Raw genomic sequence first — 18,606 nt, forward strand, 5'->3', positions numbered from 1 at the left:
AGAAAATTCCCCAAGCTCCCTCTCTGTCCAGCAATGCTCTAAAGTTGATAAATATCAATCTAACAAAAACTCAAAGCCTTGCTGTACAAGCTTTACAAGCATGAGTTGTTAATAGTTTTGCATGACAGATTCGGTAGAGCCTTATTATCTTTCAAGAGAAAATTTGACAACATCCAGAAAAACGGGGACATTAAGCTTAAATCAAGATTGAAATTACAGCAGACGAATAAATTCTTCCTGTGTCAGTTCAGCATCGCGTAAAATTTTTAAGAGTAATCCTTTCCCGACAGTTTTCCCCCGATGAACCGGTACGGTGACAACTCTTCCATCTTCATGTTTTAAGCGCAGATGACTTCCTTTTTGTCGGATAGATTGAAACCCTATTCTCGTTAAAGCTTTGATAACTTCATCACCTGTTACTACCGGTAATTTTGGCATCATATAGACACCTTTTCAATTCCAACAAACTCCGATACATCTTCAGGATTGTCATCTTCCAAGCAAAGTTCAATTACTTCCCTGATATTCTTCATCAATTCATCAATCGTTTCCCCTTGACTGTAACAACCCCGAAGTTGAGGAACTTCCCCAACATAATATCCATCCTCATCTCGTTCAATGACAACATAAAACTCTCTTTGATGGTTCATGGTTCTCAATCCTTAAAAAAATTATCGCTATCTAAGCGATTATTGAGACTTGAAAATAGGGTCTGTAGGCGCACGGATTTTCCATTATGAATATAGTATCCTGTCAAGTCGCCTTTGTCAAGAGAAAATTTAACAACATCCAGACAAACGTAGCCTATTGTAGGGGTAATTCATGAATTACCCCTACACCTATTACCTAGTCCAGTAGGGTGCGTTAGACGGCAAAAATTTCTGCTTTGACTTGAAGCTAACAATCCGTCGTAACGCACCACCTATCATTGACTTGAGGCGAAGCATTCGGACGATAACCTATCGTTGAAACCGTAGATTTCCTATCCGAATGCTGCGCCCCTACTTTTTCAGCATACCCTAATTAATCGGGCAATTTGTACTGTTCCACAATCTTTTTAGCATATTCAGGAACATGAGCCGCTAATTTTTCAGGATAATTACGTTTAACATAAAGGTAATTACGGGTAAAGTGAGAATCGATGGAAAAGCGAGCATATTCTAAACCTTTAGGCCCAATTTTTTCAATTACTACTCCCATCATTTTTGCCGCCCACATCGGCAAGGTTACACCTTTATCATAGGCAGGAATGCTATTTTGTACAGCCTGTTTTCTATCACCACTAGACATAACATCTTGGGTATTTAATTGATCTTTAACTAACTCTAACATTTCCTTGCCCGTATCATTACGAACGACAATCCATTGCCAGCCAAAAGGTGCGCCCATATAGCCCACAACCAAATCGGCAAGGGAGTTAACGTAATCAAAACAAGTCATACAGGAAGGGGCAAAAACATCTTTTAACTTATTAGTCTTTAAGCCAAAAAAAGGAACCATTTCGATGGAGCCGTCTTCGTGTTGAAAGTGTACCCGAAAATCCTGCATAAATTCGTAATGAACCACGGTTTCTGGGGAACGACTGGTAGTTTCTAGAAACTTTTGTAGTCCTGAGCGGGTGACATTATCGACGCAGGGAGTTCCTAAGACATATAATTTTTCTAAGCCTAATTTTTTTTCTACTGCTCTTAGGGCTTGAATTTGACAACCAACTCCGATAACTAATAACCGTTTCATGCCCGATTTTTCAATTTCTTCTAGGACTGATAAATTGGGAGAAAGAGTCGGTTTATTAACTTTAGCGGCGAGAATTTCTTCAGTGGTACGGGCGAGAATCGGTTGCGGTTGAAAGCGATCCTCGGCGGTATTCTGCACACAAACCACCCCTTCTACTAAACCACGATTGAGCATTTCACAGGCAATTGTACTGACAATTCCTGTCCATTGCGCCCCGGGAATAGCTTGTTTTTTCTTGGCAGCCATCATCTCTTGATGAACACCAAAATAGAGATCATTTTCCTGATTTAAGTCGCGACTTTTGCCGTGTGCTGCTGCTTCTAAATCGGCGATTTGTTGATTGAGAAAAGCACAAGCTTCTTTAACATAGTGAATGTAATAAGTGTCACAAAGTCCGCACTCGCTACACAATTCTTTGGCAGGACGACGACTATTGGGCTTGAGGGCTTTGGCTTTGAGGTGTGGCGCAAGCGAGTTCATAATCTTAAAAGGCAACTAGGTCAAGGGTTTTTTTCTATCGATCGTTTACCTTACCGCATTCCATCACTTTGTTAGCAATCTTTTTAAAGAAATGTAACGATTACCCGGAATAGGATCAGAGCAAAGCTTCTAAGGTGGCGACGACGGAAGCCGCTAAAGCTTCTAAATCATAACCACCTTCTAAGCCGAAAAGCAGCGGTTTATTGAGAGTTAAGAGGTATTTGGTTAAAATTCCATAATCCTGTGGGTGTAAACAAATTCCCGCCAGAGGATCCGCTTGATTGGCATCATATCCAGCACTAACAATCACTAAATCCGGTTGAAAATTTTTCAGAAAAGGTATGACTTGCCCCTCAAAATGTTCTTGATAATCTTTAATCGTACTTCCCGCCGATAAGGGAATATTCAAAACATTATTAAACTCACCTTTTTCTCTCGCTTCTCCCGTGCCGGGATAGAAGGGGAATTGATGGAGGGAACAATAGGCAATCTGGGGATGATTTTCGACTATATCCTGGGTGCCATTGCCGTGATGCACGTCCCAATCAAGAATCGCTACTTTTTGCACTCTTTTGTTTTCTAAAGCATAATAAGCCGCAATAGCAGCATTAGAAAACAGACAGAAACCCATGCCATAATTAGAAGTGGCATGATGTCCGGGAGGACGGGCTAAAATAAAGGCAGGATCGCCGGTGGATAAGACTCGATCGACTCCATCTAACCAGCCACTAACCGCTAGTAACGCCACATCGTAACTACGGGCAGAAACGGGAGTATCTGCATCCAATCTTCCCCCACCCTGTTGACAAATTCGCCGCAATATATCAACATAATCTTGATTATGAACTTGTTTAATCAAAGGGATTACTTCGTCGCGAATTTCGATCGGTGTGGGTAAATGCCATGTTAATTTTGACTGCCATTCTGTTTGTTTTAAAGCTCCGACAATTGCCGTTAAACGCGCCGCTTTTTCGGGATGGTAAATACCTGTATCGTGATCGAGAAATTCATCGGAATAGATAATCGAGATCATAATCAAATTACTGCTTAACTCGTTGATTTTTGAGCAACCCAATGGTTTTAATCTACCAGAAAAGCAGCGGCTTGAGGAGCTATAGTGAAAAAACTTTACTGATTGGGTCACTTTTACCTGATGATGCAATTATCTTTCCCCAAGGTGACAGGAGGCAAAAATGCTGACAAATTTTCGGAAATTTCAACTAGAAGTTAATGGCATTACTATCAATGGTATCAAAGGTGGGCGCGGTTTTCCGCTGCTTTTGCTCCATGGTTATCCCCAAACCCATCAAATGTGGCATAAAATCGTCCCCCGATTAGCGGCCAATTTTACGGTGATCGCCACGGATCTGCGGGGCTACGGGGATAGCGATAAACCCTTACCCCTAGAGGATTCTAGCAATTACTGCAAGCGGGTGATGGCCCTCGATCAGGTGTTGCTGATGGAAAAATTTGGTTATCAGGAGTTTTATCTAATCGGCCACGATCGAGGGGCGCGAGTTTCCCACCGTCTCGCCCTTGATTTTCCCGAAAAGGTCAAAAAACTCGTTTTACTCGATATAGCACCAACGATGGCGATGTACGAGGCGACTGATAAAACTTTTGCCACTGCCTACTATCATTGGTTTTTCTTGATTCAGCCTTCCCCTTTTCCCGAAACCCTGATCGCCGCTAATCCCGATTATTATCTGCAACATTGCTTGCAAAGTTGGGGTCGAGATTTTAGCGCTTTTACAGAGGAAGCTTTGGGGGAATATCGGCGTTGTTTTCGAGATTTAAGCACGATAACCGCCACCTGTGCCGATTATCGGGCCGCCGCTACCATCGATTTAGAGCATGATCGTCAGGATTTAGACCGGAAAATTTCCTCTCCCCTCTTGGTTCTTTGGGGAAAAAAAGGTTTCATTGCACGTCAATACGATGTGATCGCTCTTTGGCAGCAGCGAGCTAATCAAGTCACCGGACAGGCGATCGCCAGTGGTCATTTTTTACCGGAAGAAGCACCGGAAGATACGGCACAGGCGATCGAGGAGTTTCTTGGCTAAGTAAAGATATTGATAGCGAAATTCTCTGAGTTAGGAGCCAGAAGAAAGGAGGTAAATCGTTAGCTAATCGGGGTTTCACTTTGACAAAATTATACTCCTGTTAGAATCTTGAACCTAAGATAATTATTAAACACAGGAGGAAAAAACTGGGATTAAATCGATTTTTTTCAATCAATTACCAATCAAATATTATTATGCAAATGCTAAAATATTCCCTGATTGTCCCCATCTATAACGAGGAAGAAACTATTGCCGAACTATATCGCCGGGTGAGTGCCATCATGAATAATTTAGATGGGGCGGTAGAATTAATCCTAGTAAATGATGGTAGTAAAGATAGTTCCTTAAAACTGCTGCGAGAACTGCACAAAGCTGATTCACGAGTATGTTATATCAGTTTCGCCCGCAATTTTGGTCATCAAGCGGCGGTAACTGCTGGACTTAATTTTTGCCGAGGACAAGTAATTATTGTTTTAGATGCTGACCTGCAAGATCCGCCCGAATTAATTCCCCAAATGATTGAAAAATGGCAAGAGGGGTATCAAGTAGTTTATGCCCAAAGAACCAAAAGAAAACAAGAAAGTTGGTTTAAAAAACTGACGGCCTATCTCTTTTATCGTTTGCTTAAAAGACTAGCCGATGTGGATATTCCCGCCGATACAGGAGACTTTTGTTTAATGGATCGTCAGGTAGTAGATCTATTAAATTCTCTCCCAGAAAGAAATCGTTATATTCGTGGGTTGCGCGCTTGGATTGGCTTTCCACAAACTGCGGTTAAATTTGAACGGGATGCGCGCTTTGCCGGGGAAGTAAAATATACCTTTAGCAAATCATTATCTTTAGCTATTAATAGCCTAGTATCTTTTTCCCGTGTCCCCTTACGTTTTGCCACCTATCTAGGATTATTTTCTGCCCTGATATCTTTGATTATGGCTCTGTTAGTATTATATTGGCGTTTACAGCAGCCCAACTCACCGATCACGGGTTTTGCCACGATTATGATCGCTATATTTTTTCTGGGTTCTGTACAGCTAATTAGCATCGGAATACTAGGAGAATATATCGGTAGAATTTACGACGAAGTTAAAGGCAGACCCACCTATACAATTGCTGAGTTAGCTGGCTTACAAATTTCTTGATTCTTGTCAGTAAGAATCGGTAATTTTTTGCTGTTTTGCCCATCTGGATCAAACTCGATCCGCCTTGGCGATCGCTAATCATTAAGCCTTGGCGGAGAGTTTCTCGGTCTCGGAGAATCTTCGCACAATAACGATCGAGCATTCTTTGCCAGCGACGGACAGGATCACAATCCCCGGTGACAGAGACAAGACGACCAAAAACGGAATTTTTTAGCCCAGTTTCACAGAGACGAAATTTCGCCTCTGTTGGCTGGATCGATAGCTGATTAAATCGCTAATAATTTTCTTGCGGATTTGTGGCGGGAGGATTTTCTTGGTAGGAAAAGCTGCTACCAAACTCGAATTCCTGTCCGTAGGCTTCCTCTCCGTGTTGAGGCACATCTAACCCTTCTGCCTCCGTATTCGGTTTAACCCGCAAATCCATGAATAAACTGAGAACTTTCAGGATGACGAAAGTACCCACGGCAGCAAAGATATAAGTGGCAGCAACGCCAACAAATTGCGTCCAGACTAAGCCGGGGTTGCCAAATAGTAAACCGTCATTACCGAAGGAATTAACCGATTTAGTGGCAAAAACCCCCGTAAGGATTGCCCCTACCGTCCCACCCACACCATGGACAGGATAGGTATCCAAAGAGTCATCAAAGCGCAATTTTGCCCGGAGACTAACCGCAAAAAAACAGGTAAGGGCAGTGATCGAACCAATCAGAATCGCACCGATGGGTAGAACAAAACCGGCAGCGGGAGTAATACCCACTAATCCCCCCAAAAATCCACTAGCAATACCGATTGCTGTCGGTTTACCCCGTAAAATCCATTCTATCAGCATCCATGTCAAACCCCCAGCCGAAGCGGCGATACTGGTATTAACAAAAGCTGTCGTGGCTAGGGAACTAGAGGAAAGTGCGCTACCACCATTAAAACCAAACCAACCGAACCAGAGTAAACCGATACCTAGGAGAACAAACGGCACATTATGGGGTGCATAGGTTTGGGTACCAAAACTACGCCGCGGACCGATTACCCAAGCGGCCACCAGCGCGGAAATCCCAGAACTGATGTGAACAACGGTTCCACCGGCGAAATCCAGCGCTCCAGTAGCTGCTAACCAACCCTTACCCCAAACCCAGTGAGCTAGGGGAGAATAGATAAAGGTGGACCAAAGCAGTAAAAACCAAAAATAGGCCTTAAAGTTGACCCGTTCTACGATCGCCCCCGAAATCAAAGCTGGGGTGATGATGGCGAACATCATCTGATAGACCATAAACACTTGATGGGGAACCGTGGGAGCATAGCCGGTGCTATCGGGCGCGGTGGCCGTGACACCGTTGAGAAAAACCCAATCCAGACCACCGATAAAAGCTTCAATTCCTTCCCCAAAGCCACTTTTACCCGGGGTAACATCAAAAGCGAGACTATAACCCCAAAGCACCCAAGTTACACCGATGACACCCATGGCCACCAAACTCATCATCATGGTGTTGAGGACGTTACGGGAACGCACTAAACCCCCATAAAAAAAAGCCAGTCCGGGGGTCATTAATAAAACTAAAGCTGAGGAGATCAGCATCCAAGCGGTATCCCCAGAACTAATCGGATTGGGGGGAGCGGCGGCGATGGTTTCCGCAAAAACCGGGGCAACTCCGCAATTGAATCCCAGTCCCAGCAAAAGTATGGTTATTCCTACGATCTTTTTCATTGTCGGTTGGTGGTTAGTAGCAAGATTATTTTTTTCTGTCTGGAAAGAGACAAAAACCGAAAGAGAAAAGGTTTAGAAGGCAATTATAGCCACCGATCGCATCAGGGCGAGGCCTTCTTCCTTTTCTCTTTAACTTTGTCGGGGATCAATTAATCTATCTTTATAAGGTTTACCCTAACGAGTGCTAGGCGTTTCCATGTCAACAGTAGAAGCATAATAGCCACCGGCAACGATATCGGACTCCTTGACGAAACCGCTATAGGCTTCCATCCCGTGTTCACCCACATCCAGACCTTCTAATTCTTCTTCGGGAGTAACACGAATACCGAGGGTAGCCTTGAGGATTGTCCAAACAATACCACTAACAATCACGGTAAATGCCCCTACTGCCACAATTCCGATAATTTGGTTAATAAACAGTTGCAATTGACCGGTGATTAAACCCGCATCTTTATTGAAGATACCCACGGCTAAAGTTCCAAACACACCACAGACGAGGTGAACGGAAGTCGCACCCACCGGGTCATCAATTTTCAGGTTATCGAAGAAAGCCACCGAGTAAACCACGACCACACCGGCAATTAAACCGATGATTGCCGCCGACCAATAGGATACACCATCACAACCAGCAGTAACGGCTACTAAACCGGCCAGAATACCGTTAATAATCATCGAAAGGTCGGGTTTACCATCTTTTGCCCAAGCGGTAAAGGTAGCGGCAATGCCGCCCGCAGCCCCGGCGAGGTTAGTGGTGACAGCGATATAGGGAACAGTTTCATTAACCGCTAAAGCAGAACCGGGGTTAAAACCAAACCAGCCAATCCAGAGAATTAAACAACCCAAGGTCGCGATACTCATGTTATGGCCGGGTAAGGCACTGGTGCGACCGTTGATATATTTACCCATTCTCGGGCCGAGAATTGCCGCCCCGGTTAAAGCAGACCAACCACCGACCGAGTGAACCACCGTCGAACCGGCGAAGTCTTTAAAACCAAGGTCAGCTAACCAACCGCCACCCCAAACCCAGTGACCGGTGATCGGGTACATGATACCGACGATAATTAAGCTAAAAACCAGGAAATCGACGAATTTAATCCGTTCTGCCACGGCCCCAGATACAATCGTTGCCGCCGTTCCCGCGAAAGCGACTTGGAACAGGAAAAACACCGAGGTGGGCAAATATTTCGGCATGGCGTAGGTGGCGGGATCGCTACTGCTGAGGAACCATCCTCCTGTACCGAAAAATTCGTTACTGACAGACCCAAACATCAGGGAGAAACCGATCGCCCAAAATGATATGGTGGAGAGGGCGAAAACGATCAGGTTTTTGGCGAGAACGTTAACGGCGTTTTTCTGGCGACAGAATCCCGTTTCTAGCATCGCAAAACCCGCGTTCATAAAGATCACGAGGATGGCGGCAATTAAAACCCAGATTGTATTAAGGGCGTTTTGGACATCTTCGGGGGTTAGGGGTTTCGCATCTTGGGCCTGTACGGCTGTGTTCCAAACCACGAAAATAATCGCGGACAAAGGAACACAGGCTAACCAGACAGGGTTAATTTTCGGTAACAAACCGACAAGTTCCCCAGATTTTCGAGCAATTCGTTTCATCGTTAATTCGTTTACTTTTTTGAGTTAGTAGGTCGATTCATTACTGTTGAAAATAATTACCGAGCAATTATGTCCGTTCAACCGCTAAATCCTAGGAACAGGGGTCAATCATTTCAGAAGACCAAACACCTAGGGATTTATCTTGGGGTGTGAGTAGTCAATGTTTTTTGATCTTTGTTTTTTTTTATTTGAGATTTCTGTATCCTCTGATACGTTTCACTTTAAAATAGCAATAGCAAAGAAGTTATCAGTTATCAGTTATCAGTTATCAGTTAGAAAGGGGATATAGGGATTTAGGGGTTTAGGAATTTAGGGGTTTAGGGGTTTAGGGAAATTTCAGCCAAATGCCCCACTACCCCACTACCCCCCGCAACGCGCACGAAGTGACCACCCCACACCCCACACCCCATCACCTCATCACCTCATCACCCCCATCTCCCAATTCATAATTTATAATTTATAATTCCCACTGATCACTGATCACTGATTACTGATCACTGATAAAGTTTCCCCTCCTTTGGAGAAATAAACCATGGCCCGGGCAACGGAATTCGATCGCAAAATGATGCAAAGATGTCTAACCCTTGCTAGGCAAGCCTTGGGGCGGACTTCTCCTAATCCTTTGGTGGGTTCTGTGATTGTTCAAGAGGGTATAATTATCGGCGAAGGTTTTCACCCGGGGGCCGGACAACCCCATGCAGAAGTTTTCGCCCTGAGACAGGCAGCAGAAAAAGCCCGTGGTGCCACTTTATACGTCAATCTCGAACCCTGTAACCACTATGGACGTACTCCCCCCTGTAGCGAGGCAATTGTGCGAGCAGGCATTAAAAAAGTGGTGGTAGGGATGATCGATCCTAATCCCCTGGTGGCGGGGAAAGGCATTCAAAGACTAGCATCGGCAGGCATCGAGACGCTGGTGGGAGTGGAGGAGTCCGAATGTCGTCAACTCAATCAGGGTTTTATCCATCGCATCACCACTAAAAAACCCTTCGGTATCCTCAAATATGCCATGACTCTCGATGGCAAAATTGCCGCTACTAGCGGTCATAGCGCTTGGATTACTAGCCCCGCTTCTCGCCAAATAGTCCATCAACTGCGATCGGCCTGTGATGCGATTATCGTCGGCGGTAGCACTGTCCGTCAAGATAATCCCCACCTAACCACTCACGGCCTCTCTGATCATAATCCCCTGCGCGTGGTCATGACTCGATCGCTCGATTTACCCCCCTCCGCTCATCTTTGGGATACCAGTCAATTTCCCACCCTTGTTTATACACAAATTGATTCTAATGTCAAGCTTAAGCAACAATTATTAACAAAAGGCGTGGAAGTGATCGAACTAACCGAGGTGACACCCACTTTAGTGATGGAAAATCTTGATCAAAGGGGATTTTGTCAGGTTTTGTGGGAGTGCGGCGGCGGTTTAAGCGCAGCTGCGATCGCTGAGGGCATGGTACAAAAAATTATCGCTTTTATTGCGCCCAAAATCATCGGGGGAATTAATGCACCTACTGCCGTGGGTGATTTAGGTTTCCAGTTAATGAGCCAAGCTTTACAGTTAGAAAATGTCACGGTTAATTATCTCAATCCCGATATTTTGATTGAGGGATATCTACAAAGTGAAAAGTAGAGCTACTGCAATTCCCCCTCAATCGGCAAATCTCAACCAACCGCTTGCAAAAGTCAAAAAGTCATCAATAACCCCGATTTTTGCGATCGAGTTCTAGAAATCGCCCCGCTGCCGTCAAATCCCTTGATCGGTACGGTTATCCCCCTAGAGGAAGTTGGGCAATCGCTCTGTGATCAATGCTGCCATTATCGAGCAGAATAAAAAAGTTAGAATAGTCAAGCCCTTAGTGATTGAACGTATGACGGTACTCGAAAAAGGTAATATCACGATTCATACCGAGAATATCTTCCCTATTATCAAAAAATCCCTCTACACTGACCATGAAATTTTTCTGCGGGAATTGATATCTAATAGTGTTGATGCCATCTCGAAATTAAAAATGGCTTCCTTAGCAGGAGAAGCGAGAGGAGAAGTCCCCGAACCAGAAATTAATCTCGCCATCGACAAAGAAAATCGTACCCTATCAATTACCGATAACGGTATCGGGATGACGGCGGAAGAAATCAAGAAATATATTAACCAAGTTGCCTTTTCCAGTGCGGAAGAATTTATCAATAAATACCAAAAATCAGCCAACGATTTAATCGGTCATTTTGGACTAGGTTTTTATTCGGCTTTTATGGTGGCTAAAAAGGTAGAAATTGATACTCTTTCCTATCAAGAAGGTGCTACCCCTGTCCATTGGTCTTGTGATGGTTCTCCCGAGTTTGAATTAACCGATTCTTCCCGCAGCCAAATCGGCACCACTATCACCCTAACTTTAATGGATGAGGAAGGGGAATATTTAGAACCTGCCCGCATTCGCCAGTTAGTCAAAACCTACTCAGATTTTATGCCCGTTCCCATTAAAATTGATGGGGAAGTGATTAATCAACAACGGGCTTTATGGAAAGAATCTCCTCAAAATCTGACTAAAGAAGACTACCTAGAATTCTATCGTTATCTCTATCCTTTCCAAGAAGAACCTTTACTCTGGGTACATCTGAATACCGATTATCCTTTCTTGCTCAATGGCATTCTTTATTTTCCCAAACTCAGACCGGATGTGGATGTCTCAAAAGGACAATTAAAGTTATTCTGTAATCAGGTTTTTGTCAGCGATCATTGTGAGGAAATTATTCCCGATTTCCTGATCCCCTTGCGAGGAGTTATCGATAGTCCAGATATTCCTTTAAATGTGTCTCGAAGTGCTTTAACCAAAGATCGCACCGTTCGCCGTATTGCCGATTTTATTGCCAAAAAAATTGCTGATCGCCTCAAATCTCTCTACAATGAAGACGCAAAAGAATATATTCGTTGTTGGGAAGATGTGGGAACTTTTATTAAATTTGGTTCCTTAAAAGAGGATAAATTTAAACAGCAGGTAGAAGATATTTTAATCTATCGCACTACCTACAAACTCCCAGAAACTGCGGTACAAGTGGAAGTGCAAACCGCCGAAGGTGACGCATGGCAAGAAACAACGGCGAAAACTCCCCTAGAAGCGATCGAACAGGAAGGTTATACTACTCTCAAAGCCTACCTAGAACGCCATAAAGAACGCCACGAAAATCGAGTTTTTTACTGTACCGATCCTCGTAGCCAATCCACCTACGTTGAACTCTACAAAAATCAAGGGTTAGAAATCCTCTTCTTTGATTCTTTCATCGATACTAATTACTTTATTCCTTTCCTAGAAAGAGAATACTCTGATGTGAAATTCACCCGGGTTGATTCTGAATTAGACTCGACACTGCTCGAACAGGATCAAGCTAGTGAAATTATCGATCCCGCCAGTAATAAAACCCGGGCTGAATTAATCAAAGAAATCTTCGCCAAAGCTCTCGATAATTCCCGCATCAATATCAAAACTGAAGCCTTGAAATCTGATGATCCCCAAGGTACTCCCCCAGCAATTGTCTTACTTCCAGAAGCGATGCGACGCTTACAGGAAATGACGGCAATGATGCAACAAAAAGCCATGGCTTTCCCCGAAGAACATATTCTGATGATTAATACTAATCATCCCTTAATTCAACAGATTGTCCAGATTAGTCAGGGAAGTATTGTTACTGGTAGTGGCGAATCTCCATCGGCGCAATTAGCGAAAATGCTCTGTCAGCACGTTTATGATTTAGCTTTAATCGCTCAAAAAGGATTTGATGCTGAGGGAATGCAAGCTTTTGTGGAACGTTCCAATCGCGTTCTGACTAAACTAACCGAAAAGATTTAATCTATTGCCAAACTTTGACTGTTCCGATATGCTGAGAGTGTGTTAATTCACACTCTATTTTTTTAACAAGATAAATTGGCTCTCTTGACATCATGGTGTAAAGTGTTCGTAAATTTTACATTTTGGGCGCAAGCATTGCGCCCCTACATTACCCCGCATTAGTTTTTCTGTAGAGGCGTAGGGCGTAAGTCCTCCCTTAGATAAATATAAGCCATCAGCCTTGAATAAGTTATCAGTTATCAGATGTAAGTTTTCAGTTCACTTATACTGTTTACTGTTTACTGATAAGCTGTTCGTAATTTAAATTGCTTGTTGAGACGAGGCAAAAGGCAAGAGGCAAAAGGCAACAGTAAAGGGATTGGGGGGGTTCGGCTAATCTAAGAATAAGCGGTTTAAATGCGTCTTAGCTTAACTGTTTACTGATAACTGTTTACTGATAACTGATAACTGTTTACTGATAACTGATAACTGAAAAATGCGCTTACCCACCCTCAAATATGAGCGAGGAACCTTAATTCTCCATCCACCACCAAAAGGGAAAAAATGGCTAGATTTTGCCACTTGGGATGATCGTATCGAAAGATTTCGCATTTTGGCCATTCATTATCGTCCTCTCGTGGAAACCCTACAGGAGGAGGGCATTAACTTCCAAGATGAAGCAAAAGCTTTCAACAATTTAGAATTAATTGCCAGTTTTGAACGGGAACCCTACCCCCACCAAACGGAAGCGTTAATCGCTTGGAAAAAATCCCAGAGAAGGGGTGTTATCGTCCTTCCCACCGCTGCTGGTAAAACCTATCTTGCCCAATTAGCTCTACAATCGACTCCCCGCAGCACCTTAATTATCGTGCCGACTATTGATTTAATGCACCAGTGGTATGCCCAGATGTTGGCGGCTTTTCCCGATGCCGAGGTGGGATTATTAGGGGGAGGTTCTAAGGATAATAGTGCTATTTTAATCGCCACTTATCAAAGTGCGGCAATTTATTCAGAAACTCTTGGCAATCGTTACGCTTTTTTAATTTTTGATGAATGTCATCATTTACCATCGGATTTCTTTCGGAAAATAGCGGAAGATTCGATCGCACCCTATCGTTTAGGCTTAACAGCAACACCGGATCGCGGTGATGGTAGTCATCAAGATTTAGATTATCTTATTGGTGCAATTGTTTATCAAAAAAGTCCCCAAGACTTGTCAGGAAAAGCCCTAGCGGATCATGAAATAATTCAAATTAAAGTGAAACTATCTGCCAAAGAACAGGAAAAATATCAAGAAGCAATTAAAATTCGCAATGATTTTTTAAGAAAAAATAATCTCAGTTTGTCTGGTTTAGATGGTTGGCAAAATTTTGTCATGATTAGTGCCAGAAGTAGCGAAGGGCGCCGGGCCATGTTGGCCCACCGGGAGTCGAAGGAAATATCCTCCGGAACCCAGGGAAAATTGCGGGTTTTAGCCGAGTTAATCTGTGAACACCATCCGGAACCAATTTTAATTTTTACCAACGATAATGCCACAGTTTACCGCATTTCCGAGAGCTTTTTAATACCTGCCATAACCCATCAAACTCCCGTGAAAGAACGCCATGAAATCCTGACCCGTTTTCGTCAGGGAGAATACAAAATTCTGGTGACTTCCCATGTTCTTAATGAAGGGGTTGATGTGCCGGAAGCACGCATCGCGATTATTTTATCGGGAACCGGTTCCACGAGGGAATATATTCAGCGTTTGGGACGGGTTTTAAGAAAAGGCCAACAAGAGGATAAACGGGCGATTTTGTATGAAGTGATAGCCGAAAATACGACAGAGGAAAAAACCTCCCAACGACGACGGGGAGAGCAGAAAAATAAAACTAGCTATAAAACCGGTAATCGACAATTGGAATTATTGCCTTCTCCTCCAAAAAAATCTTTTTCTTTCCCGAAAGCTGCCGAATCTTCTACCCCTTGGGTAAGTTCTCCAGAGTCAGAGGAAGAATAGAAAATTTCTCTGGGGTATTTTCCTCTATAATAAAGGTAAGTAGGTAGGTGTTAAAAGTTGTCAGATACCCCCCTTATCAAGGTAGGGCAGGGGGGATCGGCACCCCCCTTATCAAGGGGGGATCAGAGGCAAAATCTATCTTCAATTTAATTATAACTACTTACTTAAAAAATCTTAATTGATACCCCTATGACCGAACTTGCTCAACAAAAATGTCAACCTTATCAATCGGGTTCTTCTCCTATCACTGCCGAGGAAATTACCGCTTTACAGGCTAAAATTCCCGATTGGAATCTCTTAGAATACGAGGGGATTCCCCGTCTGCAAAAACTCTATAAATTTGCCAATTTTCAAGGGGCAATCGCCTTTACTAATGCCGTGGGAGAAGCGGCGGAAAAAGAAGGCCATCACCCCGCTTTATTGACAGAATGGGGTAAAGTTACCGTTTCTTGGTGGACTCATGACGTGGGGGGATTACATCAAAATGACTTCATCATGGCTGCCCGTACCGATGATATTTATCGCCAACAAAATGCTTAATCATAGGCGCGAATCATCGCTTGGGTTCCCTGTTTAATTCCCTTGCCTTCGTCCAATTCTGCTACTACTTTAAATAAAGCTTCTGCTAAATCTGTCCCGGGCAGAATTTCCCCGGCTGTCTGGGCAGTTTCTTTGACTAATCGCAAATCTTTTAAGATATGTTCAATCATAAAAGCTGGCTGTAAATCTTGGGCGAGGATTTTTGGTCCCAAATTTTCCAACGCCCAAGAACCTGCCGCCCCCGTTTTACAGACTTCTATGACTAAATTGGGGTCTAATCCTTGAATTTTTGCCATTTTTAGAGCCTCACACAGCGCCACCATGTGAACTGCCCCCAAGACTTGATTACAGAGTTTTACCGCTTGTCCGTTGCCAATTTCGCCACACCAGCGAATAGTTTTACCCATGGCTTGAAAACAGGGCAGACAAGTCTGAAAATCCGCTTCTTTCCCCCCCACCATAATAGTTAAAGTGCCGTTTTTCGCCCCAATATCGCCCCCAGAGACGGGAGCATCGAGAAAACGGAGATTATTTTCCTCTAGCTTTTTACCAATCATCCTAGCGGCTTGAGAGCCAATGGTACTCATATCCACCACCAGAGTTCCCACCGCTGCCGATTCCACGACACCCCCCGGTCCCAAAATTACCGCTTCCACGTCAGGCACATCCCCGACGCAGGTAAAGACAATCTCGGCATCCCTGACGGCGGCGGCAATATTAGAACAAATGTTCGCACCAGCTGCCCCAGCAATGGTTATCCCCGGCGCTTCTGGGGTACGATTCCAAGCATTGACAGCAAAACCCTGACGGACAAGATTAGCCGTCATCGGCGCTCCCATCACTCCTAATCCTAAAAAGGCAATTTTTTGACTCATAATTTTCGTAATCAATGGAAAGGGAGGTGTGGGGATGTGGGGATGTGGGGATGTGGGGATGTGGGGAAGTGGGGAAGTGGGGAAGTGGGGAAGTGGGGAAGTGGGGAAGCTGTCTCATCACCCTATCACCCCAAAACCCTATCACCCTATCACCTGACGACCGACGACCGACGGCTAAAGTAATTCTACCATTTGCAGAAATTGGGCTTCTGAAAGGGTTTTAATGCCTAATTTTTGAGCCTTTTTGAGTTTCTCACCGGGAGCTTTACCGAGGAGAATATAATCAGTATTCGCACTGGGGGAACCGGTAACAGTACCACCGACATTAATAATCAATGATTTCGCTTTCTCGCGACTGATTTGGCTGAAGGTTCCTAGTATAACTACGGTTTTTCCTCTTAGGGGATTTTCTGCGGATTCTTGACTCGTCTGGACTATCTTTGCTGCGGGTTGCACTTCTAAACTTGTATCGGCAACCGTGATTTTTTCTGCTGTCACCACAGGAGTCTCCTCGGCAATCACCGGGGGGGTTTCCAGTTCTTCTACTACCGGAGTTTCCTCGGCAATCACCGGGGGAGTTTCCGGTTCTTCTACTACCGGAGTCTCGCTAATAATTGCTTCCGGTTCATTAGTAGTAATAGGGGCAGTTTGTCGAGAGAAATCGTCTCTTTCTTGTTGTAGGTTTTGAATTTGAACCTCTAAAGCGGCGATTTTTTCTTGCTTAGTTGTTAACTCACCCTCAAACTTAATTTTTTCCTTTTCTAAAGCTTTAGCTGCCGTTTTTTGGACTTCTAAATCTTGAGTTATTTGGCGATTTTGTTGGCTTAATTCCTCGATATGACGGGAAGTTGTGGCTTCTAATTGGTCTTTTTCGGCACTTAATTGGTGTAGTTGAATCTCTAAATTGGCAATATTTTCCCGATAGGTTTCTAACTGTTGGGGTAACTGGGTTAATTCCTGTAATTCCCCTTCTAAATCAGCAATTTTTGCCTGAGAATCGGCTAATTGTTGGGGTAACTGGGTTAATTCCTGTAATTGCCCTTCTAAATTAGCAATTTTTGCCTGAGAATCGACCAATTGTTGGGGTAACTGGGTTAATTCCTGTAATTGCCCTTCTAAATCAGCAATTTTTGCCTGAGAATCAGCCAATTGTTGGGGTAACTGGGTTAATTCCTGTAATTGCCCTTCTAAATCAGCAATTTTTTCGGCAGCAGTGGTTAATTCTGCCGATAATTCCCCTTTCTGGACTTCCAAAGCTTGTAACTCCAGTTTAGCTGCTTCGAGACGAGCGCCGAGACTGTCCTTTTCGTCGGTTATAGCCGCCACTTGAGCGACGGTTTCTTGGAGTTTTATAGTTAAATTGTCGCATTCTTGGCCTAAAGAGAGCGATCGAGTTTGACTTGCGGCTAAATCTTCGCTGAGAGACTTTTTTTCCTGTTCTAACCCGCTAATTTGACCCTGTAAGCTGGCTATTTCTTGCTGTCCTTGCTCATACTGTTCTGTTTGGTGAGCCAGATTCTGTTCTAGGGTTTGAATTTGACCTTGCAAGCTGGGAATTTGGGCGGCTAAATCGCTTAATTCTTGATTTTTATGCTCTAAATCGGCCACTTTCGCCTTTAATTCCTCGGCTTTTTCTATATCTTGCTGTAAGAGAGCTTTATCCTGTTCTAGGGTCTGAATTTGACTATAGAGAGAGGTGGTCTGTTTTTTGGTCAAATCAAATTGACGGTTAATTTCACCTTTTTGCTGCTCTAAAGTTTGAATCTGTGCCTCTAGGCTAGTAATTTGGGCTTTTTCTGCCTCTAACTTCTCCATCAAACCAGCTTTCTCCGCTTCTATGTCCTTAGCGGTGGTTTTCAGTTGTTCGATTTCACTCTCACCTATCTGCACAGCTTGCTGGAGGGACTGGAGAGAATTTTCTAAATCCGTAGCTTTATACTGTAATTGGGCGGAATGTTGTTCTATGTGAATTATCTTGGCGTGCAACTGCTGATTTTCGTCTTTTAAGTCTGATTGCGCCACGTCTAAACCCTTGACTTGAACCAACAAATCTGCGTTACTTTGCTGTAATTGCGCTTGTGCGGCTAAAAGGGCGGTATTTTTGCTGACGAGACCAGAGCGCGACCAGAGGAATAGTCCTCCGAAAACAGCACTTAAACCTAATCCTTCATAAATTAATTCGTTGAGCATATCTACCCTCCTAGACAAGCGAAAAACAGTCACCTAACCGAACTGATGCGGCAATTTTGGTTATAGACCTACATCTCTACTTATATCAGTTACGGGGTACATTCGGGGGAAGGGGGGGAAAGTCACTTCTTTCTGCCAGTGTAAAAAGGTGATTTAGCTATTCGCGTCATGCTAACTTGTATCTGATCCAGTTCTTGGGTGATTTCCAGGTCAATTTCTTCCTGATGCTCAAAATAGTAGCCCATGGCCGCAGGAGCTATAGTTGATAATTATCCATTGACCGCGATCGCCTTTTGACCTTTGACCCCTTACCCTTGAACTGCGATCGCTGATTAGTTGATAGTCAATAATTAATTGAAAAAACACGGATGAGAAGCTAGGGACATTTCTTCTCCGCCAAGTCGCTAGAATGGGACTAGACTTCTCAATCTTGAAGAATCTTCTTATGTCAG

Annotated in this window: 16 protein-coding genes; 7 read left to right on the top strand and 9 right to left on the bottom strand. The window is 43.8% G+C overall.

The annotated features are described in order from the left end of the window. Positions 1-213 precede the first annotated feature (213 nt). From IM515_RS20570 to IM515_RS20585, 4 genes are all read right to left on the bottom strand, one after another. Positions 214-438 (bottom strand): type II toxin-antitoxin system HicA family toxin, encoded by a 225-nt coding sequence (locus IM515_RS20570; RefSeq protein WP_002748708.1) that lies wholly within the window; start codon positions 436-438, stop codon positions 214-216. Further along, a complete protein-coding gene (locus tag IM515_RS20575) occupies positions 438-650 on the bottom strand; it encodes a type II toxin-antitoxin system HicB family antitoxin (protein WP_002749012.1) in 213 nt (70 codons plus the stop codon). The genes IM515_RS20570 and IM515_RS20575 overlap by 1 nt, the downstream gene beginning before the upstream one ends. Positions 651-1,023: 373 nt before the next feature. Further along, complete coding sequence (locus IM515_RS20580; RefSeq protein ID WP_024970773.1) at positions 1,024-2,217, bottom strand: Coenzyme F420 hydrogenase/dehydrogenase, beta subunit C-terminal domain; 1,194 nt, start codon at positions 2,215-2,217, stop codon at positions 1,024-1,026. Positions 2,218-2,332: 115 nt separating this feature from the next. After that, complete coding sequence (locus tag IM515_RS20585; protein ID WP_190722300.1) at positions 2,333-3,250, bottom strand: histone deacetylase family protein; 918 nt, start codon at positions 3,248-3,250, stop codon at positions 2,333-2,335. Positions 3,251-3,410: 160 nt separating this feature from the next. Between IM515_RS20585 and IM515_RS20590 the strand changes: the two genes are divergently transcribed. Together IM515_RS20590 and IM515_RS20595 are read left to right on the top strand one after the other, a co-directional pair. Next, positions 3,411-4,280 (top strand): alpha/beta fold hydrolase, encoded by an 870-nt coding sequence (locus tag IM515_RS20590; RefSeq protein ID WP_287629193.1) that lies wholly within the window; start codon positions 3,411-3,413, stop codon positions 4,278-4,280. 200 nt (positions 4,281-4,480) lie between these two features. Next, a complete protein-coding gene (locus tag IM515_RS20595) occupies positions 4,481-5,419 on the top strand; it encodes a glycosyltransferase family 2 protein (RefSeq protein ID WP_287629201.1) in 939 nt (312 codons plus the stop codon). Positions 5,420-5,693: 274 nt separating this feature from the next. Here the strand turns inward: IM515_RS20595 and IM515_RS20600 are convergent, their stop codons facing one another. Together IM515_RS20600 and IM515_RS20605 are read right to left on the bottom strand one after the other, a co-directional pair. Further along, positions 5,694-7,118, bottom strand: a complete 1,425-nt coding sequence (locus IM515_RS20600; RefSeq protein ID WP_287629194.1) for an ammonium transporter — start codon at positions 7,116-7,118, stop codon at positions 5,694-5,696. 174 nt (positions 7,119-7,292) lie between these two features. Beyond that, a complete protein-coding gene (locus IM515_RS20605; RefSeq protein WP_287629195.1) occupies positions 7,293-8,729 on the bottom strand; it encodes an ammonium transporter in 1,437 nt (478 codons plus the stop codon). 532 nt (positions 8,730-9,261) lie between these two features. Between IM515_RS20605 and ribD the strand changes: the two genes are divergently transcribed. The 4 genes from ribD to IM515_RS20625 all read left to right on the top strand — a co-directional run bounded on the left by ribD (position 9,262) and on the right by IM515_RS20625 (position 15,089). Then, positions 9,262-10,359 (top strand): bifunctional diaminohydroxyphosphoribosylaminopyrimidine deaminase/5-amino-6-(5-phosphoribosylamino)uracil reductase RibD, encoded by a 1,098-nt coding sequence (gene ribD, locus IM515_RS20610; RefSeq protein WP_287629196.1) that lies wholly within the window; start codon positions 9,262-9,264, stop codon positions 10,357-10,359. 238 nt (positions 10,360-10,597) lie between these two features. Next, positions 10,598-12,571, top strand: coding sequence for a molecular chaperone HtpG (htpG, locus tag IM515_RS20615; RefSeq protein WP_287629203.1), 1,974 nt, complete (start codon positions 10,598-10,600; stop codon positions 12,569-12,571). A 475-nt stretch (positions 12,572-13,046) separates the two neighbouring features. Further along, complete coding sequence (locus IM515_RS20620; RefSeq protein WP_002797158.1) at positions 13,047-14,549, top strand: DEAD/DEAH box helicase; 1,503 nt, start codon at positions 13,047-13,049, stop codon at positions 14,547-14,549. 189 nt (positions 14,550-14,738) lie between these two features. After that, a complete protein-coding gene (locus tag IM515_RS20625) occupies positions 14,739-15,089 on the top strand; it encodes a 4a-hydroxytetrahydrobiopterin dehydratase (protein WP_002744294.1) in 351 nt (116 codons plus the stop codon). On the opposite strand, the gene IM515_RS20630 is transcribed toward IM515_RS20625, so the two are convergent. Then, positions 15,086-15,964 carry an NAD(P)-dependent oxidoreductase gene (locus tag IM515_RS20630; protein WP_287629198.1) on the bottom strand — a complete coding sequence of 293 codons (879 nt, stop codon included), beginning with the start codon at positions 15,962-15,964 and terminating at the stop codon, positions 15,086-15,088. The two genes, IM515_RS20625 and IM515_RS20630, sit on opposite strands and share 4 nt — an antisense overlap. Here IM515_RS20630 and IM515_RS20635 point away from each other — a divergent pair. Further along, positions 15,956-16,147, top strand: a complete 192-nt coding sequence (locus IM515_RS20635) for a hypothetical protein (protein WP_287698164.1) — start codon at positions 15,956-15,958, stop codon at positions 16,145-16,147. The two genes, IM515_RS20630 and IM515_RS20635, sit on opposite strands and share 9 nt — an antisense overlap. On the opposite strand, the gene IM515_RS20640 is transcribed toward IM515_RS20635, so the two are convergent. Then, positions 16,139-18,154, bottom strand: coding sequence for a BRCT domain-containing protein (locus IM515_RS20640; protein ID WP_287629199.1), 2,016 nt, complete (start codon positions 18,152-18,154; stop codon positions 16,139-16,141). The genes IM515_RS20635 and IM515_RS20640 overlap by 9 nt on opposite strands. Positions 18,155-18,382: 228 nt before the next feature. After that, the coding region (locus IM515_RS20645) for a hypothetical protein (RefSeq protein WP_287629200.1) at positions 18,383-18,606 on the bottom strand (224 nt) is incomplete at its 5' end.

The sequence above is a fragment of the Microcystis sp. M44BS1 genome (assembly GCF_020244875.1).
Taxonomy (GTDB): domain Bacteria; phylum Cyanobacteriota; class Cyanobacteriia; order Cyanobacteriales; family Microcystaceae; genus Microcystis; species Microcystis panniformis.